Annotated in this window: 16 protein-coding genes; 6 read left to right on the top strand and 10 right to left on the bottom strand. The window is 72.1% G+C overall.

Annotated features, from left to right (window positions below):
- Positions 1–144: 144 nt before the first annotated feature.
- Positions 145–417 carry a hypothetical protein gene (locus tag OO62_RS32925; RefSeq protein WP_078617482.1) on the bottom strand — a complete coding sequence of 91 codons (273 nt, stop codon included), beginning with the start codon at positions 415–417 and terminating at the stop codon, positions 145–147.
- A 399-nt stretch (positions 418–816) separates the two neighbouring features.
- Between OO62_RS32925 and OO62_RS32920 the strand changes: the two genes are divergently transcribed.
- On the top strand, positions 817–1,338 hold the full coding sequence (locus OO62_RS32920) for a universal stress protein (RefSeq protein ID WP_033271357.1): 522 nt from the start codon (positions 817–819) through the stop codon (positions 1,336–1,338).
- A gap of 334 nt (positions 1,339–1,672) precedes the next feature.
- Here OO62_RS32920 and glmS read toward each other — a convergent pair whose 3' ends face one another.
- Positions 1,673–3,499, bottom strand: a complete 1,827-nt coding sequence (gene glmS / locus OO62_RS32915) for a glutamine--fructose-6-phosphate transaminase (isomerizing) (protein WP_033271356.1) — start codon at positions 3,497–3,499, stop codon at positions 1,673–1,675.
- A gap of 59 nt (positions 3,500–3,558) precedes the next feature.
- The gene (locus OO62_RS32910; protein WP_033271355.1) at positions 3,559–3,849 is read right to left on the bottom strand and encodes a hypothetical protein; all 291 of its coding nucleotides are present in this window, start codon (positions 3,847–3,849) and stop codon (positions 3,559–3,561) included.
- 177 nt (positions 3,850–4,026) lie between these two features.
- Between OO62_RS32910 and OO62_RS32905 the strand changes: the two genes are divergently transcribed.
- Positions 4,027–5,625 (top strand): beta-N-acetylhexosaminidase, encoded by a 1,599-nt coding sequence (locus tag OO62_RS32905; RefSeq protein ID WP_033271354.1) that lies wholly within the window; start codon positions 4,027–4,029, stop codon positions 5,623–5,625.
- A gap of 53 nt (positions 5,626–5,678) precedes the next feature.
- On the opposite strand, the gene OO62_RS32900 is transcribed toward OO62_RS32905, so the two are convergent.
- From OO62_RS32900 to OO62_RS32885, 4 genes are read right to left on the bottom strand one after another with little or no spacing between them, the layout of a single operon-like run.
- Complete coding sequence (locus OO62_RS32900) at positions 5,679–6,848, bottom strand: acyl-CoA dehydrogenase family protein (protein ID WP_033271353.1); 1,170 nt, start codon at positions 6,846–6,848, stop codon at positions 5,679–5,681.
- 5 nt (positions 6,849–6,853) lie between these two features.
- A complete protein-coding gene (locus tag OO62_RS32895) occupies positions 6,854–7,795 on the bottom strand; it encodes a hydroxymethylglutaryl-CoA lyase (RefSeq protein WP_033271352.1) in 942 nt (313 codons plus the stop codon).
- Positions 7,792–9,810: an ATP-binding protein gene (locus OO62_RS32890; RefSeq protein ID WP_033271351.1), complete on the bottom strand. Its 2,019-nt coding sequence runs from the start codon at positions 9,808–9,810 to the stop codon at positions 7,792–7,794. Before OO62_RS32890 ends, OO62_RS32895 begins: the two co-directional genes overlap by 4 nt.
- Before the next feature lie 26 nt (positions 9,811–9,836).
- The gene (locus tag OO62_RS32885; RefSeq protein ID WP_033271350.1) at positions 9,837–11,495 is read right to left on the bottom strand and encodes a carboxyl transferase domain-containing protein; all 1,659 of its coding nucleotides are present in this window, start codon (positions 11,493–11,495) and stop codon (positions 9,837–9,839) included.
- Positions 11,496–11,629: 134 nt separating this feature from the next.
- Here OO62_RS32885 and OO62_RS32880 point away from each other — a divergent pair, with 134 nt between their 5' ends.
- The 3 genes from OO62_RS32880 to OO62_RS32870 all read left to right on the top strand — a co-directional run bounded on the left by OO62_RS32880 (position 11,630) and on the right by OO62_RS32870 (position 14,465).
- Entirely contained in the window at positions 11,630–12,268 is a 639-nt protein-coding gene (locus tag OO62_RS32880; protein WP_033271349.1) for an SACE_7040 family transcriptional regulator, read from the top strand.
- A gap of 131 nt (positions 12,269–12,399) precedes the next feature.
- On the top strand, positions 12,400–13,557 hold the full coding sequence (locus OO62_RS32875; protein WP_033271348.1) for an acyl-CoA dehydrogenase family protein: 1,158 nt from the start codon (positions 12,400–12,402) through the stop codon (positions 13,555–13,557).
- A 20-nt stretch (positions 13,558–13,577) separates the two neighbouring features.
- Positions 13,578–14,465 (top strand): acyl-CoA thioesterase, encoded by an 888-nt coding sequence (locus OO62_RS32870; protein ID WP_033271347.1) that lies wholly within the window; start codon positions 13,578–13,580, stop codon positions 14,463–14,465.
- A 443-nt stretch (positions 14,466–14,908) separates the two neighbouring features.
- On the opposite strand, the gene OO62_RS32865 is transcribed toward OO62_RS32870, so the two are convergent.
- Positions 14,909–15,706, bottom strand: coding sequence for a phosphatase (locus OO62_RS32865; protein WP_033271346.1), 798 nt, complete (start codon positions 15,704–15,706; stop codon positions 14,909–14,911).
- Positions 15,707–16,016: 310 nt separating this feature from the next.
- Between OO62_RS32865 and speB the strand changes: the two genes are divergently transcribed.
- On the top strand, positions 16,017–17,003 hold the full coding sequence (gene speB / locus OO62_RS32860; protein ID WP_033271345.1) for an agmatinase: 987 nt from the start codon (positions 16,017–16,019) through the stop codon (positions 17,001–17,003).
- Between the two features lie 97 nt (positions 17,004–17,100).
- On the opposite strand, the gene OO62_RS32855 is transcribed toward speB, so the two are convergent.
- On the bottom strand, positions 17,101–19,278 hold the full coding sequence (locus tag OO62_RS32855) for an SUKH-4 family immunity protein (RefSeq protein WP_129323000.1): 2,178 nt from the start codon (positions 19,276–19,278) through the stop codon (positions 17,101–17,103).
- Positions 19,279–19,372: 94 nt separating this feature from the next.
- A partial coding sequence (locus OO62_RS32850) for a toxin glutamine deamidase domain-containing protein (RefSeq protein ID WP_033271343.1) occupies positions 19,373–20,734 on the bottom strand: 1,362 nt, incomplete at its 5' end.

Here is a 20,734-nt window from a genome sequence, read left to right as displayed (position 1 = left end):
GCTCTGCCCGTTCGAAGTAGGGCACAACCATGCCCGTCGGTCCTTTCCTCCCTGCTCACACCAGGGTTGGGGGGTACCGGGGGCAAGGTGGAGGACCGGCCTGGAAGTTGGCTGAAAACGGTCGCGCGCAGACTTGCGGACGCCTCAGTCGACCGGCGTACGCCGGTCGGAGTGGCGTCCGCCTCCGTGCGCCGACGGTGTCGAATGCACCCTTCTGTCCCGGTGTCGCCGCAGGGCCCGGGTACGCAGCCGCGCGGCGGTCCGTTCGGATTGCCGCAACAGAGCGCGACAGGTGCAGGTCACCGCGGCGAGACCGGCGGCGGTGCCGAGCGCGCCGATCCAGGAGGCGCCGCTGATGATCAGCACCAGGGGCACCAGGGCGCAGCTGAACGCGCCCCAGCGCACGACATCGCTCACTGGGTCGGGTGATCTGTCGGGCGGCAACGGCACCTCGCGCTCCCCTCGGACGGGCTGCTACTACAACGCCGCCGGCGATCATGGGTCACCGCGAGTGGGTACGTACGGGGGCAGGCCGGGGCATTGCCATCCGGGCCACGCTCCGGCATGCTCCGGGGAACGTTCGAGCCCCGACCCGGCCCGCACGGGCGCCAGGCGCCCGCGGCGGGCTCTGGGCAGCGGGGGAGTGGCGCCGTACTCTTGGGGTATCGGGTTGGGAAGATGATTCCCAGTCGTATCGTTCCTCTTTGAACTATGGCTCCCGCGCCTCCATCGAGCCAGCTCAGTCAACTGCCGGATCAAGTCAATCGCCGCTCCCCGTTCGCCCCTCCGCAAGAGGACGTCCTCGCCGAGACACCAATGGCCGGTCACGAAATTCCCGAACCCGCGGACCGCAAGCAGGTCGCCGATCCCCTGGCGGACCTGGAAGCGGCGGAAGAAACCCGACGCTCCTGCGACCCCGCCTTCCGGCACGGCGTCGTGGTCGGCTTCGACGGCTCCATGTCGAGCGAGCGAGCGTTGGCGTATGCAATCGGTATCTCCCGGCGCCACGGAGCCGGCCTGATCATCGTCCATGTGGCCAACCGGCTGCCGACGACCGTGTGGGCGGGCTGTGAGCCGCCGGTCTTCGTGGACGTGCCCGATCACCGCACCGAGGTGCTCGGTCTGGAGCTGGCCTGCGCCGATCACCTCAGCGAGGTCCCCTGGATCCTCGTCGAGCGCGGCGGCGACATCTGCCACGAGCTGGAGGAGGTCGGCCGGGAGTACGAGGCCGACGCGATCGTGGTCGGCTCCACGCACGGCATCGTCGGCCGCATCTTCGGCACGGTCGCCGGACGGCTGGCCCGGCGCGCGCAGCGCCCGGTCATCGTCATTCCCTGACGCGTCAACTCTTCGCGCCACCCGCACAGTTGAGGGCGCGGTATGGACGTTCCGCGCAGTCGGAATCGCCAACTCTGCTGATGCCAGAGGTGAATTGTGCGCTTGTGATGGGTAGAAAACGGTCACGTGGGCGCGCCGCTTCACGGGCCCGGCGGCCGCGCGCACGGCAACTGCGTGCTGCCGGCCGGGAGGTGACGGTTCCCGGGGCGGCGGCATCCCGCCGGCGTCGGGCGACGCCGGCACAGGGGAGGCGGCGGCGTCGCGCGTATGGTGGCACGCGCGACGCAGCCGCCGGCCCCCGGTGACTGAACCCTCGCCGCTCCGGGCTCCGGGGTTACTCCACCGTGACGGACTTGGCCAGGTTGCGGGGCTTGTCGATGTCGCGGCCGAGGGCCAGGGCCGTGTGGTAGGCGAGCAGCTGGAGCGGGATGCCCATCAGGATCGGGTCCAGCTCGGGCTCGTTCTTCGGCACGATGATCGTGTCGTCGGCCTTCTCCTGCTCCTGGTGCGCGACGGCCAGGATGCGGCCGCTGCGGGCCTTGATCTCCTCCAGCGCGGCGCGGTTCTTCTCCAGCAGGTCGTCGTCCGGCACGATCGCGACGGTCGGCATCGCGGGCTCGATGAGCGCCAGCGGGCCGTGCTTGAGCTCGGAGGCCGGGTACGCCTCGGCGTGGATGTACGAGACCTCCTTGAGCTTGAGGGACGCCTCGCGGGCCACCGGGTAGCCGCGCACCCGGCCGATGAACATCATCGACTTGGCGTCCGCGTAGCGCGCCGACAGCTTCTTGATCTCTTCCTCGCCCTTGAGGATCTCGTCGATCTGGCCGGGCAGCTTGCGCAGGCCCTCGATGATCCGCTTGCCGTCCGCGACGGACAGGTCGCGGATGCGGCCGAGGTGCAGGGCGAGCAGCGCGAAGGAGACCACCATGTTGGTGAAGCACTTGGTGGAGACCACGCAGACCTCGGGGCCGGCGTGCACGTAGATGCCGCCGTCGGTCTCCCGGGCGATCGCCGAGCCCACCACGTTCACCAGGCCCAGCACCCGCGCGCCCTTGCGCTTGAGCTCCTGGACGGCCGCCAGCACGTCGTAGGTCTCACCGGACTGCGAGACCGCCACGTACAGCGTGTCGGGGTCCACGACCGGGTCGCGGTAGCGGAACTCGGAGGCCGGCTCGGCGTCCGAGGGGATGCGGGCCAGCTCCTCGATCATCTGCGCGCCGATCTGGCCCGCGTGGTACGAGGTGCCGCAGCCCAGGATCTTCACCCGGCGGATGGTGCGCGCCTCGCGGGCGTCGAGGTTCAGGCCGCCGAGGTGCACGGTGGAGAAGCGGTCGTCGATCCGGCCGCGCAGCGCGCGGTCCACCGCGTCGGCCTGCTCGGAGATCTCCTTGTGCATGTACGTGTCGTGGCCGCCCAGGTCGTACGACTCGGCCGCGTACTCGACGGTCTCCGGGGCGGACGTGGTCCGCGAGCCCTCGGTGGTGTACGTGCGGTAGTCGTCGGCCTTCAGGGTGGCCATCTCGCCGTCGTCGAGGGTGACGACCTGGCGGGTGTGCGAGACCAGCGCGGCGACGTCCGAGGAGACGAACATCTCGTGCTCGCCGATGCCGAGGACGACCGGGGAGCCGTTGCGGGCGACGACGATGCGGTCGGGGAAGTCGGCGTGCAGCACGGCGATGCCGTAGGTGCCCTCGATGTGCCGCAGCGCCTCGCGGACCCGCTCCTCCAGCTTCTCGGCCGTGGAGCGGCCGATCAGGTGGGCCAGCACCTCGGTGTCGGTCTCGGAGGCGAAGACGATGCCGTCGGCGGTCAGCCGGGCGCGCAGCTCGGAGGCGTTGTCGATGATGCCGTTGTGGACGACCGCGACCTTGCCCTCGGTGTCGAGGTGCGGGTGGGCGTTCTCGTCGGTGGGCGCGCCGTGGGTGGCCCAGCGGGTGTGCGCGATGCCGGTGGTGCCGGCGAAGCGCTTCGGCAGCCGGGACTCCAGCTCCCGGACCCGGCCCTTGGCCTTGGCGGTCTTCAGGCCCGCGGCCTTGCCGGTACCGCTCGCGTGGATGGCGATGCCGGCCGAGTCGTAGCCGCGGTACTCCAGGCGCTGGAGGCCCTCCAGCAGCAGCGGAGCAACGTCACGCTTGCCGATGTATCCGACGATCCCGCACATACAGTGACCCTCCGAGAAAGATGTTGTGTCGGTTGTGGTGACCGGCCCCTGCCGGGGCGTCAGCCGTAGACGAGGCGGCGCAGCTGGCGAGCCGAGAGATCGGGCGGGGCCACGGCGCGGTGCGGCATCTCGTGGCGGATCCGTTCGAAGATCTCCTCGTTGCGCAGCCCCAGGGACTGCAGCTCGCGATGGCGCCGGCGGACGAATTCCTCCGTCGTCTCGTCGAAGTACGCCAGCACGTCGAGCACCACCCGGGCGGCCTCACCGCGCTGCAGCGGTGTGCTGCGCACCAGGTGGTCCACCAGGTCTTCATGCGGCGCGTCTGCGCTGCGGTTACGGCGTTCGAGCACCCGTCGATACTGCGGGGCGCCGCCCGCTTTCGCAAGAAATCTGCCCGGAATCGGGCAGGTACCCGGTTTGGCGGCGGGAAAGTGGTCTACACCTTGACCGGATATCAGGCTCACGGTACGCATGGTCACCGTTCCGTCGCTCCACGCCATGTACGACCTTCGCCGAAGGGACCGTCGATGAGACGACGAAGAATGCTGTTCTCGCTGCTGCTGGTCGCCGCGGCGGGGATGGGGGCCGCCGGCGTACCGGCGGCGCCCCGCGCCCAGGCCGCCGCGGCCACCGCCCCCCTCGACCGGGTCGTGCCCGCCCCGGCGTCCGTACGACCGGGGGGCGACCCCTACACGCTCACCGACCGCACCGGCATCCGGATCCCCGGCGGCTCGGCCGAGGCCCGGCGGATCGCCGGCTACCTGGCCGGCGTGCTGCGCCCCTCCACCGGCTACGCGCTGCCCGTCACCACCCGCGACGGCGACGGCATCGTGCTGCGGCTCGGCGGGCGCGGCACCGCGGGACTGGGCGCGGAGGGCTACCGGCTCAGCTCCGGCAGCCGCGCGGTGACGATCAGCGCGGCCCGGCCCGCCGGCCTCTTCCACGGCGTGCAGACGCTGCGCCAGCTGCTGCCCACGGCCGTCGAGCGGCGCACCGAGCAGGCGGGCCCCTGGCGCGTCGCCGGCGGCACCATCGCCGACACCCCGCGCTACGCCCACCGCGGCGCGATGCTCGACGTCTCCCGGCACTTCTTCACCGTCGCGCAGGTCAAGCGGTACATCGACGAGCTCGCGATGTACAAGGTCAACCGGCTGCACCTGCACCTCTCCGACGACCAGGGCTGGCGGATCGCCCTGAAGTCCTGGCCGCGGCTGGCGACGTACGGCGGCTCCACGCAGGTCGGCGGCGGCCCCGGCGGCTACTACACCAAGGACGACTACCGGGCGATCGTCCGCTACGCCGCGGACCGCTATCTCACCGTCGTCCCCGAGATCGACATGCCCGGCCACACCAACGCCGCGCTGGCCTCCTACGCCGAGCTCAACTGCAACGGGCAGGCACCGCCGCTGTACACCGGCACCAGCGTCGGCTTCAGCTCGCTGTGCGTGCCGAAGAAGGTCACGTACGACTTCATCGACGACGTGATCCGCGAGATCGCCGCGCTCACCCCCGGCCGCTACCTCCACATCGGCGGTGACGAGGCGCACTCCACCAGCCACGACGACTACGTCGCCTTCATGGACAAGGTGCAGCCGGTGGTCGCCAAGTACGGCAAGACCGTGATCGGCTGGCACCAGCTGACCGGGGCGCACCCGGCGAAGGACGCGGTCGCCCAGTACTGGGGCTACGACAAGACGGGAGCCGCGGAACGCGCCCAGGTCGCCGACGCCGCCAGGAACGGCACCCGGCTGATCCTGTCGCCCGCCGACCGCGCCTACCTCGACATGAAGTACGACAAGAACACGCCGCTGGGCCTGTCCTGGGCCGGCTACGTCGACGTCCGGCGCTCCTACGACTGGGACCCGGGCAGCTACCTCCAGGGCGCGCCCGCGGACTCGGTCCTCGGCGTCGAGGCACCCCTGTGGACGGAGACCCTCAAGACCTCCGCGCACCTCGAGTACATGGCCTTCCCCCGCCTCCCGGGCATCGCGGAGCTCGGCTGGTCCCCGGCCGGCACCCACGACTGGGGCGCGTACAAGGAGCGGCTGGCGGCCCAGGGTCCCCGCTGGGACGCCCTGGGCATCGACTACTACCACTCCCCGGAGGTGCCCTGGCCCGCGCGGTAGACGGGTGAAGGGGCCGGGCGCCGACGGGCGCCCGGCCGGATCCGTCCGGGGCTCTAGAAGCCCAGCTCGCGGGCGATCAGCATCCGCTGGACCTCGCTGGTGCCCTCGCCGATCTCCAGGATCTTCGCGTCGCGCCACATCCGGGCGACCGGGTACTCGTTCATGAAGCCGTAGCCGCCGTGGATCTGGGTGGCCTCGCGGGCGTTGTCCACCGCGATCTCGGAGGAGTAGAGCTTGGCGAGGGCCGCCTCCTTCTTGAACGGCTCGCCGTGCACCAGCCGCGAGGCGGCGTGGCGCCAGGACAGCCGGGAGGTGTGGGCGCGCATCTCCATGTCGGCGAGCTTGAACCGGATCGCCTGGTTGTCGCCGATCGGCCGCCCGAAGGCCCGCCGCTCCTTGGCGTAGGCCACCGACTCGTCCACACAGCCCTGGGCGAGTCCGGTGGCCAGCGCCGCGATGGCGATCCGGCCCTCGTCGAGGATCCGCAGGAACTGGGCGTAGCCGCGGCCCTCCTCGCCCAGCAGGTTGGCGACCGGGACGCGTACGTCGCTGAAGGACAGCTCCCGGGTGTCGGAGGCGTTCCAGCCGACCTTGGAGTACGGGGCGCCGACGGTGAAGCCGGGGGTGCCGGACGGCACGATGATCGAGGAGATCAGCGGGGAGCCGCCAGAGGAGTCGGTCGCAGCCTTGCGGCCGGTGACGGCGGTGACCGTCACCAGGCCGGTGATGTCCGTACCGGAGTTGGTGATGAAGCACTTGCTGCCGTTGATCACCCAGCTGTCGCCGTCCCGCACCGCGGTGGTCCGGGTCGCGCCCGCGTCGGAACCGCCGTCCGGCTCGGTCAGGCCGAACGCGCCGAGCATCTCGCCGCTGCACAGCTTGGGCAGCCAGGCGCGCTTCTGCTCCTCCGTGCCGAAGTGGTAGATCGGCATCGCGCCCAGGGAGACGCCCGCCTCCAGGGTGATGGCGACCGAGGAGTCGACCCGGGCCAGTTCCTCCAGGGCGATGCCGAGGGCGAGGTAGTCGCCGCCCATCCCGCCGTACTCCTCCGGGAACGGCAGGCCGAAGAGGCCCATCCGGCCCATCTCCTGCACGATCTCGTACGGGAACGCATGCTGCTCGTAGTACTCGCCGATCTTCGGTGCGACGACGTCATGCGCGAACGCCTCGACCGTACGCCGGAGTTCTTCCAGCTCATCGGGCAGACGGTGATCCAGGGACATGGGGGTCACTCCTTGTGGGAGAGGGCTCGGAGGGTGCGCGAGGGGCTCGGCCGGCCCAGGACGTCGGCCATCCACACGCTCGTGGCGATCAGCCGGTCCAGGTCGACACCGGTCTCGATGCCGAGGCCGTGCAGCATCCACACGAGGTCTTCGGTGGCGAGGTTGCCGGTGGCGCTCTTGGCGTACGGGCAGCCGCCGAGGCCGCCCGCCGAGGCGTCGACGGTGGTCACGCCGTGCTGGAGCGCGGCGTAGGTGTTGGCGAGGGCCTGCCCGTAGGTGTCGTGGAAGTGGACGCCGAGCTTCGAGGTGGGCACGCCGGCCTCGTTGAGGGCCGCGAGCAGGTGCTGGACGTGGCCGGGGGTGGCCACGCCGATGGTGTCGCCCAGGCTCAGTTCGTCGCAGCCCAGGTCCAGCAGCGTCCGGCAGACCCGGACGGTCTGCGCCAGGGGCACCGGGCCCTCCCACGGGTCGCCGAAGCACATCGAGAGGTAGCCGCGGACGTGCACCCCGGCGTCCTTGGCGCGCCGCACGACGGGCGCGAACATCGCCAGCGCCTCGTCGACCGTGCGGTTGAGGTTGGCCTTGGCGAAGGACTCGGTGGCGCTGCCGAACACCGCGATCCGGCGGGCGCCCAGGGCGAGCGCACGGTCCAGGCCCCGGTCGTTGGGGACCAGTACCGGCAGCCGGTGCGGGTCGAGGTCGGCCAGCCGCGGGAACAGTTCCTCCGCGTCGGCGAGCTGCGGCACCCACTTGGGGTGCACGAAGCTGGTCGCCTCGACCAGCGGCAGGCCCGCGTCGGCGAGCCGGTGCACGAACTCGGCCTTGACCTCGGTCGGCACGACGGTCTGCTCGTTCTGCAGCCCGTCGCGCGCGCCGACCTCATGGATGCGTACGCGGGTGGGCAGCCCCTCCGCCGGGACCTGCATGGGGAGTCCGGCCGTGGTCATGAGGTGCCCTCCTGTCCGCCCGTGGGCCCCGCCGGCCCGTCGGCTGCGGCGTGCGGGGCGATCACCGCCAGGATCTGGTCCATGGCGACGGTCGCGCCCGCGGTGACGTCCAGTTCGGTGACGGTCCCGGCGTGCGGCGCGGAGATGACGTGTTCCATCTTCATCGCCTCCACCACCAGCAGGCCCTGCCCGGCGGCCACCTCGTCGCCGACGGCGACCTTGACGACGGTGACGGTGCCGGGCATCGGCGCGGCCAGGGTCTCCGCGCCGTGCGCCCGGCCGGCCCCGCGCAGCGCCGCGGCCACCGGGTCGTGGTCGGTGACCTGCCAGGAGTCGCCGTCCCGGCCGAGCCAGTCGCCGCTGCGGTGGAAGGTGTGCGTCACCCCGTCCACGGTGACCCGCACCCGGTCCGCCTCGACCTGCCCGGCCGGGGAGCCGGGGAGCACGTCGTACGCCACCGGGTCGTGGCCCGGCACCCGCAGCCAGTGGCGGACCGGGACCGGCTCACCGCCGAGCCGGAAGCCGCTGGGCGCGGCGAACGGGTCGCGCCAGCCGCCGGCGTCCGCCGCTGGCTCCAGAGCGGCCTGCCGCACCGCCGCGGCCGCCGCGTACACCTCCTCGGGCACCTCGGTGTCGACCAGCCCGGCCGCCTCCCGCTCCACCAGGCCGGTGTCCAGCTCACCGGACACCACGTCCGGGTGGGCCAGCAGCCGCCGCAGGAAGCCGGCGTTGGTGGGCACCCCGAGGGTGACCGTCTGCGCCAGTGCGGCCCGCAGCCGGCGCAGCGCGCTCTCCCGGTCCGGGCCGTGGGCGATGACCTTGGCGAGCATCGGGTCGTAGCGGCTGCCGACCTCCACGCCCTGCGACAGGCCGGAGTCGGTGCGGACCCCGTCCCCCTGCGCCTCGTGCAGTGCCAGCACCGTGCCGCCGGTCGGCAGGAAGTCGCGGGCCCCGCCCTTGACGGAGACGGTCTCGGCGCACAGCCGCGCCTCGACGGCGTGCCCGTTGAGGGTGATGTCCTCCTGCGCGTACGGCAGGCGCTCGCCGGCCGCGATCCGCAGCTGCCACTCGACCAGGTCGAGGCCCGTGACGAGCTCGGTGACCGGGTGCTCGACCTGGAGGCGGGTGTTCATCTCCATGAAGTAGTACGAGGACGGGTCCTTGCCGGGGACGATGAACTCGACGGTGCCGGCGCCGCGGTAGCCGCAGGAGCGGGCGGCCTGCACGGCCGCCTCACCCATCGCGGCGCGGGTGGCCTCGTCGAGCAGGACCGAGGGGGCCTCCTCGACGAGCTTCTGGTGGCGCCGCTGGAGGGAGCACTCGCGCTCGCCGAGGTGGATGACGTGGCCGTGGCCGTCGGCCAGCACCTGGATCTCGATGTGCCGGGGGCGGTCGATCCAGCGCTCGACGAGCAGGGTGTCGTCGCCGAAGGAGGACCGGGCCTCCCGGCGCGCCGCGGCGATCTCGTCGCCGAGCAGCGCCTCCTCGCGGACCAGCCGCATGCCCTTGCCGCCGCCGCCCGCGGACGGCTTCAGCAGCACCGGCATGCCGATCTCGCGTGCCGCGGCGGCCAGTTGGGAGTCGTCGAGGCCGCTGCCCGAGGAGCCGGGCACGACCGGGACGCCGGCCGTGTGCACCGTCTCCTTGGCGCGGATCTTGTCGCCCATCAGCTCGATGGCGTCGGCGGACGGGCCGATGAAGACCAGCCCGGCGTCCGCGCAGGCGCGGGCGAACGCGGCGTTCTCGGCGAGGAAGCCGTAGCCGGGGTGGACCGCCTGGGCGCCGGTCCGCGCGGCCGCGTCCAGCAGCCGCTCCACCGAGAGGTAGCTCTCGGCGGCCGGCGCCGGCCCGATCCGTACGGCCGTGTCGGCCTCGTGGACGTGCCGGGCGCCGGCGTCCGCGTCGCTGTACACGGCGACCGAGCGGATGCCGAGGGTGCGAAGCGTACGGATGACGCGGACCGCGATCTCGCCGCGGTTGGCGATCAGGACGCTGTCGAACATCGTCGTGGACATTCCTGTGGGCATTCCCCTCATGAAGATCACATCCGGAAGACGCCGAAGCCGGGCGCCGTGCTGTCCTTTTGGGGAAGCGGGGCGTTGGCGCAGGCGGTCAGCGCCAGGCCCAGCACCTGCCGGGTCTCCAGCGGGTCGATGACGCCGTCGTCCCACAGCCGCGCGGTGGCGTAGTAGGCGTTGCCCTGGGTGTCGTACTGCGCGCGGACCGGCGCCTTGAAGGCGGCCTCCTCCTCGGCGCTCCACTCCTCGCCGCGCGCCTCCATCTGGTCGCGCTTGACGGTCGCGAGGACGGACGCGGCCTGCTCGCCGCCCATCACCGAGATCTTGGCGTTCGGCCACATCCACAGGAAGCGCGGGGAGTAGGCCCGGCCGCACATCGAGTAGTTGCCCGCTCCGTAGGAGCCGCCGATGACGACAGTGAGCTTGGGGACGCGGGCGCAGGCCACCGCCGTCACCATCTTCGCGCCGTGCTTGGCGATGCCGCCGGCCTCGTACGAGCGGCCGACCATGAAGCCGGAGATGTTCTGGAGGAAGAGCAGCGGGATGCCCCGCTGGTCGCACAGCTCGATGAAGTGCGCGCCCTTCTGGGCGGATTCGGAGAACAGGATGCCGTTGTTGGCGATGATGCCGACCGGGTGGCCGTGGACGTGCGCGAAGCCGGTGACCAGCGTCGTGCCGTACTCCGCCTTGAACTCGGCGAACCGGGAGCCGTCCACGAGCCGCGCGATCACCTCGCGCACGTCGTAGGGCGTACGGGAGTCGGCGGGCACCACGCCGTAGAGCCCGGCCGGATCGACCGCGGGCTCCTCGACGGGCCGCACCGTCCAGGGCAGCGGGCCGCGGTCGCCCAGGGTGGAGACGATGGTGCGCACGATGCGCAGCGCGTGGGCGTCGTCCTCGGCGAGGTGGTCGGTGACGCCGGAGGTCTTCGCGTGCACCTCGCCGCCGCCCAGCTCCTCGGCGGTGACGACCTCGCCGGTGGCGGCCTTCACCAGCGGCGGCCCGCCGAGGAAGATCGTGCCCTGGTCGCGGACGATGACGGCCTCGTCGCTCATGGCGGGGACGTAGGCGCCGCCGGCCGTGCACGAGCCGAGCACGGCGGCGATCTGCGGCACGCCGGCGCCGGACATCCGCGCCTGGTTGTAGAAGATCCGCCCGAAGTGCTCGCGGTCGGGGAAGACCTCGTCCTGCATCGGCAGGAACGCGCCGCCGGAGTCGACGAGGTACACGCACGGCAGGCGGTTCTCCAGGGCGATCTCCTGGGCCCGCAGATGCTTCTTGACCGTCATCGGGTAGTACGTGCCGCCCTTGACCGTGGCGTCGTTGGCCACGATCACCACCTCGCGGCCGGAGACCCGGCCGATGCCGGCGATGACCCCGGCGGCCGGCGCGGCCCCGTCGTACATGCCGTCCGCGGCCAGCGGGGCCAGCTCCAGGAAGGGCGAGCCGGGGTCCAGCAGGGCGTCCACCCGGTCGCGGGGCAGCAGCTTGCCGCGGGCGGTGTGCCGCGCCCTGGCCTTCTCGCCGCCGCCCAGCCGGGCCGCCGCGAGCTTCTCGCGCAGCTCGGCGGCGAGCTCGCGGTGCGCGGCCTCGTTGGCCTTCCAGGAGTCGGACGCCGGATCCTCCCGGGGACTTCGCCCGAGGGGACCCCCGTCGCTGCCCAGTACCGGTGCCTGCTCCATCTGTACGAGCCCCCTTGCTCGGTCGCCTGTCCCGGCGCCGCGAGCGGCGGCTGCCGGGCCATCCGGGTTAATGGGCGTTAACCTCATTCCCTTCAGGTTAACGAGCACTAACCCGGCTGTCTACAATCGACGGCATGAGTAATGCGCAGGCATCCGCCCCGACCAGCCGCCGCGAGCAGATCCTCAAGGAGGCCGCCCGGCTCTTCGCCGAGCGCGGCTTCCACGGGGTCGGCGTCGACGAGATAGGGGCGGCCGTGGGCATCTCCGGCCCCGGCCTCTACCGGCACTTCGCCGGCAAGGACGCGATGCTCGCCGAGCTGCTCGTCGGGATCAGTGAGCGGCTGCTGGACGGCGGCCGGATGCGGGTCGCGGAGGGCGGCGACCATCCCGAGGCGGTGCTGCGCGCGCTGATCGACGGCCACATCGACTTCGCCCTGGACGACCGGCCGCTGATCACCGTGCACGACCGCGAGCTGGACCGGCTCCGCGAGGCCGACCGCAAGCGGGTGCGCCAGCTCCAGCGGCAGTACGTCGAGCTGTGGGTGGACGTCGTCCGCCAGGTCCACCCCGGCCCCTCCGAGTCCCGGGTCCGCGCCGCGGTGCACGCCGTCTTCGGCCTGCTGAACTCCACCCCCCACCTGGGCCGCCCCGGCTCCCTCCCGGGCCGCACGGAGATGGCCGAGCTGCTGCACCGGCTGGCGCTGGGGGCGTTCGGCGCGGTGGCCGAGGAGGCCGCGGGGGAGACGGTGGGTGCGGGGGCGCCGGGCGCGTAGCCCGCGCGGGGTTTCGTTGACCTCGCTTTTTCGTTGACCTCTGGACAGCCAAGGTGACTGGCCGGTAGCTTTCGCTGAGCAAGCGCTTAGACATGCGCTTGGACCGGCGACCTGGAGGAGGCGACGTAGCAATGCGCCGTACGGTGTTCAACGAGGATCACGAGGCGTTCCGCGAGACGATACGCGCCTTCATCGAGGCCGAGGTCGTGCCCGTGCACGACGAGTGGCTGGCCGCCGGACAGGCCCCCCGCGACTTCTACTACAAGCTCGGTGACCTGGGCGTCTTCGGTATCCGGGTCCCCGAGGAGTTCGGCGGCGCCGGCATCGACTCGCACAAGTTCGAGGCCGTGATGTACGAGGAGACCTCCCGCGCGGGCGTCTCCTTCGGCGGCTCCGGCGTCCACGTGCTGCTCGGCCTGCCGTACATCCAGATGCTCGCCACCGACGAGCAGAAGAAGCGCTTCCTGCCGAAGTTCGTCACCGGCGAGGAGATGTGGGCGCTGGCGATGACCGAGCCGGGCACCGGCTCCGACCTCGCCGGCATGAAGACCACCGCCAAGCTCTCCGAGGACGGCACGCACTACGTCCTCAACGGTGCCAAGACCTTCATCACCGGCGGCGTGCACGCCGACCGCGTCATCGTCTGCGCCCGCACCGCCGCGCCCCGCGAGGACGACCGCCGCTTCGGCATCTCGCTCTTCGCCGTGGACACCAGGAGCGAGGGCTACTCCGTCGGCCGCAAGCTGGACAAGCTCGGCCTGAAGATCTCCGACACCGCCGAGCTGGCCTTCGTCGACGTCAAGGTCCCCGTCGAGGACCTGCTGGGCGAGGAGAACAAGGGCTTCGGCTACCTGGGCCTGAACCTCGCCTCGGAGCGCTGGGGCATCGCCTTCGGCGCGTACGCCCAGGCCAAGGCCGCCGTCCGGTTCGCCAAGGAGTACGTGCGGGAGCGCACCATCTTCGGCAAGACCGTCGCGTCCTTCCAGAACACCAAGTTCGAACTGGCCGCCTGCCAGGCCGAGGTGGACGCCGCCGAGGCCGTCGCCGACCGTGCGCTCGAAGCGCTGGACGCCGGCGAGCTGACCCCGGCCGAGGCCGCCTCCGCCAAGCTGTTCTGCACCGAGGTCGCGCACCGCGTCATCGACCGCTGCCTCCAGCTGCACGGCGGCTACGGCTTCATGAACGAGTACCCGATCGCCCGCCTGTACGCCGACAACCGCGTCAACCGGATCTACGGCGGCACCAGCGAGGTCATGAAGTCGATCATCGCCAAGTCCATGGGCCTCTAGGCCGAAAGGGCCCCGGGCACGTGAACGACGCACTCCGGTCCCTGCTCGATCTGCTCGCCCTGGAGCGGATCGAGCAGGACATCTTCCGCGGCCTGAGCCGCCCCTCGGTCGTGCCCCGGGTCTTCGGCGGCCAGGTCGCCGCCCAGGCCCTGGTCGCGGCCGGCCGCACGGTCCCGGCCGACCGGCCGCCGCACTCCCTGCACGCGTACTTCCTGCGCCCCGGCGACCCCGGCGCGCCCATCGTCTACACCGTCGACCGGATCCGGGACGGCCGGTCCTTCACCACCCGCCGGGTCGTCGCCGTCCAGCACGGCCAGCCGATCTTCCACCTCTCGGCCTCGTTCCAGGTGTACGAGGAGGGGCTGGAGCACCAGGAGCCGATGCCGCCGGCACCGGACCCGCTGGAACTGCCCACCGCCGCCGAGATGCTGCCCCGTCACGCCGAACGGTTCCTCGCACCGGGCGTCGCCGAGCGGCTGCTGGAGGCCCGGGCCGCGATCGACCTGCGGTACGCCGACGAGCCGCCGTACGTCACCGTCGGCGCGCCGCGCGACCCCCGGTCCCAGGTCTGGTTCCGCACCCAGGGCAAGCTCGACGACGACGGCGACATCCCCCGCCCGCTGCTCGACATCTGCCTGGTCACGTACGTGTCCGACATGACCCTGCTGGACTCGATCCTGCTCGCCCACGGCCGGGGCGGCTGGGCGGTCGGCGACGTGGTCGGCGCGAGCCTGGACCACGCCATGTGGTTCCACCGGCCGCTGCGCGCCGACGAGTGGCTGCTCTACGACCAGGAGTCCCCCACCGCCCAGGGCGGCCGGGGCCTGGGCCAGGGCCGGATCTTCACGGCCGACGGACAGCTGGCCGTCTCGGTGATCCAGGAGGGCGTGATCCGGGTACCCCGGTAGGCGCCACAACCTGGTGCACCGCGCCACTGCCCGGTCGCATTGCGCCGCAACTCGGCGCACTCGGCCGCGCCGTAAGCCGGCGCATCTGGCCGCGCCGCAACTCGCCGCACCTGGCCGCGCCGCGGGAATCCGGCACCGGCGCACCTGGCCGCGCTCTGGCGCCCGCCGCATCACGGGAATGCCGGCACCGGCACACCCGGCCGCGCCCTGGCGTACGCCGCCGTCCGCCGTGCCGTGGGAATGCCGGCACCGGCACACCCGGCCGCACCCCGGCGCACCCTGCCGTCCGCTGCGTTGTGGGACCGCGGGATGCCGCGCCTCGCACCGCGGGAATACCGCCCCCCGCGCGCCCCGTTGTGGCCCGCAGGGGGCGCTGGTGTCCCCTACGGGATGTGTTCGCCCCGGCCCTAGGGCCCCTGAAGGGCCCCTGAGCGGTTCGCCCGTCAGGCCAGGCCGGCCGCGTCCAGGAGGTACGCGGTCAGCGGGTCGTAGTAGCGGGGGCTGACGACGTGGTCGTCCAGCGGGATGGTCACCTGGAGCGTGCCCTCCGCCTCCGCGAGGAACAGCGCCGGGTCGTTGCAGTCCGCGAAGCCGACCGTCTCGATGCCGCGCCGGCCCGCGCACCCCGCCCAGCCGTGGTCGGCCATCACCAGGTCGGGCAGCGGGGTGCCGTCCCGCTCCAGCTGGTCCAGGATCGCGGCCATCGGTGCGGGGGAGTGGGTGTGCCACAGGGTGGCCCCGCGCTCCAGCATCGCCACCTCCGCGAACTGGACGACCAGGCCCTCCTCAACGGCGATGACGCCCGGTACGGCGACGATGTCGCAGCCCTTCGCCCGCAGTGCCGCCGCCGTCGCCCGGTGCACGTCGAGCAGCCCGCCCGGGTGGCCGGTCGCGAACAGCACCCGCTGCCGGTCGGCGGCCGCCTTGCGCAGCACCGCGGCCGCCCGTTCCAGCGCGTCCACCGTCAGCTCGGGGTCGATGGTGTCCTGCCCCTGCCGGTGGTGCGGATCGTCGTTCACCCCGCAGCGTTCGGCCATCACCGCCAGCACGTCCTGCTCGTCCGTCCACCGGTCGCCGAACTCCAGGCCGAACCAGTAGTGGCGGTCACCGTTGGCGAGGCTGCGGTAGTGGGAGAGGTTGTTCTCCCGGGGGGTGGCGACCTCACCGGCGATCCGGGTGCGGACGAGATGGTCGACGAGTTCGGCGCGCGAGGGGGCGGTGGCTGCGGAGGCTATCGGCATAGCGCCATTGTGCCCGGACGTATGTTCCGGGGCGGGGGAGTTCCGTACCCCGGACGGGCGGACGGCGGACGGGGCCCGGAGAACCCGGGTGCGGGGCCGGTATCGGGCGCGCCGGTACGGGGGCGCCGGTACCGGGTTCGGTGGGGTCCGAGAGGGGTCCGAGGCGGGTTCGGTGCGGGTCCGGACGGGCCCGGCGGGGGCCGTCACCGGTGCGGCGTGGCAGCCCGCTGGCCAAAACGTCGAACGGCCTGGCGGAACCCGCCGCAAATGTCCATGTCCCTGCCCCTCGCCTCTCCCTACCCTCAGCCTCATGACCACCGCAGCCAGCGCCTCCAACGGCCCCGTGGGCCCCGTCGACTCCTCCCGCATCCCGCGCTACGCCGGGCCGGCCACCTTCGCCCGCCTGCCCCGCCTCGACGAGGTCGGCGGCCGGGCCGACGTGGCCGTCGTCGGTGTCCCCTTCGACAGCGGCGTCTCCTACCGCCCCGGCGCCCGCTTCGGCGGCAACGCCATCCGCGAGGCGTCGCGCCTGCTGCGCCCGTACAACCCGGCACAGGACGCCTCCCCCTTCGCGCTCGCCCAGGTCGCCGACGCCGGTGACATCGCGGCGAACCCGTTCAACATCAACGAGGCGGTCGAGACGATCGAGGCCGCGGCCGACGACCTGCTCGGCTCCGGCGCCCGGATGATGACGCTGGGCGGCGACCACACCATCGCCCTGCCCCTCCTCCGTTCGGTCGCCAAGAAGCACGGCCCGGTCGCCCTGCTGCACTTCGACGCGCACCTGGACACCTGGGACACGTACTTCGGCGCCGAGTACACCCACGGCACCCCGTTCCGCCGGGCCGTCGAGGAGGGCATCCTCGACACCGAGGCGCTCTCGCACGTCGGCACCCGCGGCCCGCTCTACGGCAAGCAGGACCTGACCGACGACGAGAAGATGGGCTTCGGCATCGTCACCTCCGCCGACGTCTACCGCCGTGGCGCCGACGAGGTCGCCGACCAGCTGCGCCAGCGCATCGGTGACCGTCCGCTCTACATCTCCATCGACATCGACTGCCTGGACCCGGCCCACGCGCCCGGCACCGGCACCCCCGAGGCCGGCGGCATGACCTCGCGTGAACTCCTGGAGATCCTGCGGGGGCTGGCGTCCTGCAACCTGGTCTCCGCCGACGTCGTCGAGGTCGCCCCGGCCTACGACCACGCCGAGATCACCTCGGTCGCCGCGTCCCACACGGCGTACGAGCTGACGACGATCATGTCGCGGCAGATCGCTGCCGCGAGGCAGGGTCAGTAAGCACAGCGCTGTCGGCAGGCAGGGTCAGTAGACACAGCGCTGCCGGCAGGCAGGGTCAGTAAGCAACGGCAAGCACAGCCGGGAGGAGGGGCGGGGCTCAGTCGGTCTCGTCGTCGAGGACGTCGGTCCAGGCGGCGGACTCCGCCCCCTCCTCGTCGATCGCCTCCAGATCGAGTGCGATGAGGTCCCGGACGCGTTCGCGTTCGGCCGGGCTCACGGCCATGGGGAGCAGGCAGCGGCCGAACACATAGCCCTGAAGCATCGCCACGAAGGTGCGCAAGCTGCTTGCCACCAGCGGCTGTTCGTAGCCGGGGTCGTCCTCGCCCGGGACGACGTGGACGCCTCCGCCCTCGCCGTCCAGGACGAGCCGGTGGCCGCCCCAGACGCCCAGTCGGTAGTACGCGCCCCGGCCGACCGACTCGGGCACGTCGTCGTCCTCGGCGAACTCCCAGACCTCGTCCGCCGACAGTTCCGCGAGCGGTTCCTCGTCGAGGGCGACCAGCCGCATCTCCGCGCCGCGGAACGCCGGCAGCCCGGTCTCCGTCAGCAGCCGGCGGGCGTCCTCGTCGGCCAGCCCGGCCGGGAGCGCGTCGGTCGCCATGCGCCGTACGGTGCCGGGGCCGAACACCGCGTCCAGGACGGCCGGATCGGGTGTGGGCCAGTCCGTGCCGCCGTCGACCCGGCCGTACGGCGCCAGGAACGGCTCACCGTGGACGTCCCCCAGCCCCTCGAACCCGCCGGGGTTCGCGGGTTCGACGGCGAAGACGCCACCCGGGCCGGCGACCACGACCGGCCCGTCGGGGCCCGCCGGCCGCAGGGTGTCGCTGATCAGCTCGGGCGCGATCCCGTAACTCGTCAGCTGCACCCACGGCGGGGTGAGCTGCGGGTCGCGGTCCGGCGGCCAGAGCGGTTCGGCCTGGCCCGGCCGCGGTACGCCGTCGCTCCAGGGCCCGCCGAGCTGCTCACCGGTCGCGGCGTCCCAGATGCGCACCCGGCGGTCCCAGGCGCCCTGGCCGGCCACCACGCGGCGCCCGGCCGCGCCCGGGACGTCGTCGGTGACGTCGGAGAGCGCCAGTTGCGGGCCCGGCTCCAGGTACGAGAGGTCCCAGCCGCCCGGCGGTCGCCAGTGCGCCCAGCGCACCTTCCAGGGCAGGTCGAGGCCCGACCGGGCGATGCCGTCCGCGACCTCCGTGTCGCCCCGGACGGTACTCATCAGGTGCAGCCACGCCGCCCAGGTGCTCTGCGGCAGGGAATCGACGCCGCTCAGCCACAGGTTGGCCGCGTCACCGGCCGGCGTACGGCGGTCGAGGCCGTGGGGCGACGCGCAGTTCGCGGCGTCGAGCAGGGCCACCTGGTCCAGGTGGGCCAGCACCTCGCCGTCACGCTGTACGTCGTCGAGCCGGTCGGCGTGGAGTGCGTGCAGCGGCAGCGCGTGCGTCAGGTACGCGCCCACGGGGCCCTCGCGGTCGGGAACGCCGCCCGCGGACGGGGACCGAGCCGACAGTCGGTCCACCAACCTGGCCCCGACGGCACGGAGTTGTGCGGCGTCGAAGTCCCGGCGGAGGCGCCGGGCGACGCGTTCCTCGCGGAAGGAGACCCATTCCCCGTCGAGGTCGAGCAGGTCCGGGAAGTGCCGCACGAATTCCGGCAGGGCGGCGCGGTCCGGGAGCTCCGCCCCGAGGGCCGCCGCGAGTTCGCCCCACACGGCGAGCGGGGTCCGCGGGAGTTCGGCCAGGGCCAGGGCCCGTACCGCAAGGGGTACCGAAATCTCTTCGGCCGTTGCGTCGGAAGACGAGCCGGAAGTCGAGTCGGAAGGTGCGTCGGAAGGTGCGTCGGACAGGAGGTGCAGCGCCAACAGGCCGCGTCTCGGCGGTGTGCGGGCCGGCGGGTCGGCCTCCACGACGACTTTCGTGCGGGCGGAGACCGCGAGGTCGCGCGCCAGGGTACGCACCACCCGGTCCGGCTGGGCGGACGTCCGGGTGCGGCCCGCGCGGTGCGCGTTGGCGAGGAACACCGGGCGGTCGCCGAGGTCCACCTTGCGCAGTGCGCCGCGCCATCCGGCGCGGCGGTCCGGTGGGGGTGCCACCTCCACCGCGGCCAGCACCCGTTGCAGCACTTCTTCGGCGGTGAGGCCGGTGGCGTCCACCCACACCCCTGTGGGCAGCGCCTCATGGACCTGCCGCAGTACCTGCGTTCTGCCCGATTCCGGTGCCCCTACGAGTTCCGCGACCGGCTCCCGCCGCCCGTCGCGCCACCATGCGAGGATGCGCGCCACGGCGTCATCGGCACGGACGTCCTCATACGCATTCCCGGGGCTCGGCATCATGTCCCTTCACAGGCTGGCTGACGACCCTTTGGCGCCGTCGAGCCTACACCTGGGTGGCAATGACATTCCACAAATTCCTTACCCGGTCGACCCGTTCTTCGAACTGCCGGTCCTGCTCGACCATTGCCGGTGAATCCGGGACGCGCTCGCGCACGTCTTCGTCGATTTGCCGGAGCCGGTCCTTGGGGAGTTTCCGCACGCCGAGTTCCTCGCGGGCCTGCTTCATTTCCTCCTGGCGAATCCTGTTCCGCTCCTGCACCACGTCCGCGTCCGTGCGGTACGCCGTGCTGTAGTAGACCGGGACCTGCTGGCCTTGGCCCTGCTCCTTCGCCATCCGGATCAAGTAGTCGGAGCAGTTGTGTTTGCCGAGTGCACCCTTTTTGTCACCGCAGGGTTCGCGTTCCGTGTAGAGACCGGCGAGCCGGTACTTGTTTCCGGAGATCTTGTTGGCTTCCTTCAGCCAGGTGCCGAGGTTCTTCTCCGAATGTTTCGCCGATTCGTCACCTTGCTTGGGGTGTGACGAATCGACGACGTATTCCGTGCCGTTGGGTCCCTCGACCTCGATGACCGCGAAATTGCGGCCGGTCAGGTCCGGGCCGTGCTTGTCCACATTGGGGCCCGGGTTATCGATATTGCGGAGCAAGGATTTCATCTTGTTGGCGGCGGCCCGCTCGTGCAGGTCCGCACCGACCGAATCCTTCCCGGTGCTCACCGGGTTCGAATGGACCCCGTACTCCTTGTGGAAGGTGTGGCTCAGCCGGCCGAGCGACGCGACCACGGCCATCCGCTCGCCGCGGTTGAGGTTGTTGAACCCGTCGAGGTGGTGCCCCAGTTGCTCCGCGTTGAGCCGCAGTGGCTGGTCCGGGTCCGGGCTGTCCCCGGCGGCGATCTGCAGGACGCGGGCGAGGCTGCCGTCGTCGGCCCAGTCCCGCATCTGACGGTCCAGCACGTCGTGCTGGATCTGGTGCACCGGGGTCTGCTCGTTGGCCCGGAGCCGGTCCTGGGCGTCGTCCGGCGGAAGGCCGTCGTGCAGGGTGCCGGGCTGCTCCCCGTGCACCGGGTGCCGCTGGTCGTCGCGCTCGATGTCGGACGCTTCGCCGGGGAGTTTGTGCTTCTCCCCGGCACCGGCGGGTTCGGCGGCCGGGCGGCGGTCGGTGTGCGGGTCGGCGCCCGGGTCGGTTCGGGGGTGGCCGTTGCCGTCGTGGGTGGGGATGGGGTGGCGGTTGGGGTCGAGGGGGATGGCGTGGACGCCGTTGGTGCCGTCGTGGAGGGGGGTGTTGCTGCGTTGGCCGGTTTGGGCGTCGACGTAGGTGAGGTTGCCGTTGTGGTTGACGACGTTCCAGGCGTGGGCGCGGCCGTTGTGGTCTTGGGTGATGATGACGGCTTGGGAGCCGTGGCCGGCGTT

This window comes from Streptomyces lydicus (assembly GCF_000717345.1).
Taxonomy (GTDB): domain Bacteria; phylum Actinomycetota; class Actinomycetes; order Streptomycetales; family Streptomycetaceae; genus Streptomyces; species Streptomyces lydicus.
The sequence above is the reverse complement of the archived record's forward strand: the minus strand, read 5'-3'. Positions and strand labels throughout refer to the sequence as shown.

Coding starts and splice junctions, on each gene's coding strand:
- OO62_RS32920 (WP_033271357.1), top strand. CDS start 817: ATGGCCGGTCACGAAATTCCCGAACCCGCGGACCGCAAGCAGGTCGCC.
- glmS (WP_033271356.1), bottom strand. CDS start 3,499: ATGTGCGGGATCGTCGGATACATCGGCAAGCGTGACGTTGCTCCGCTG.
- OO62_RS32905 (WP_033271354.1), top strand. CDS start 4,027: ATGAGACGACGAAGAATGCTGTTCTCGCTGCTGCTGGTCGCCGCGGCG.
- OO62_RS32900 (WP_033271353.1), bottom strand. CDS start 6,848: ATGTCCCTGGATCACCGTCTGCCCGATGAGCTGGAAGAACTCCGGCGT.
- OO62_RS32895 (WP_033271352.1), bottom strand. CDS start 7,795: ATGACCACGGCCGGACTCCCCATGCAGGTCCCGGCGGAGGGGCTGCCC.
- OO62_RS32890 (WP_033271351.1), bottom strand. CDS start 9,810: ATGTCCACGACGATGTTCGACAGCGTCCTGATCGCCAACCGCGGCGAG.
- OO62_RS32885 (WP_033271350.1), bottom strand. CDS start 11,495: ATGGAGCAGGCACCGGTACTGGGCAGCGACGGGGGTCCCCTCGGGCGA.
- OO62_RS32880 (WP_033271349.1), top strand. CDS start 11,630: ATGAGTAATGCGCAGGCATCCGCCCCGACCAGCCGCCGCGAGCAGATC.
- OO62_RS32875 (WP_033271348.1), top strand. CDS start 12,400: ATGCGCCGTACGGTGTTCAACGAGGATCACGAGGCGTTCCGCGAGACG.
- OO62_RS32865 (WP_033271346.1), bottom strand. CDS start 15,706: ATGCCGATAGCCTCCGCAGCCACCGCCCCCTCGCGCGCCGAACTCGTC.
- speB (WP_033271345.1), top strand. CDS start 16,017: ATGACCACCGCAGCCAGCGCCTCCAACGGCCCCGTGGGCCCCGTCGAC.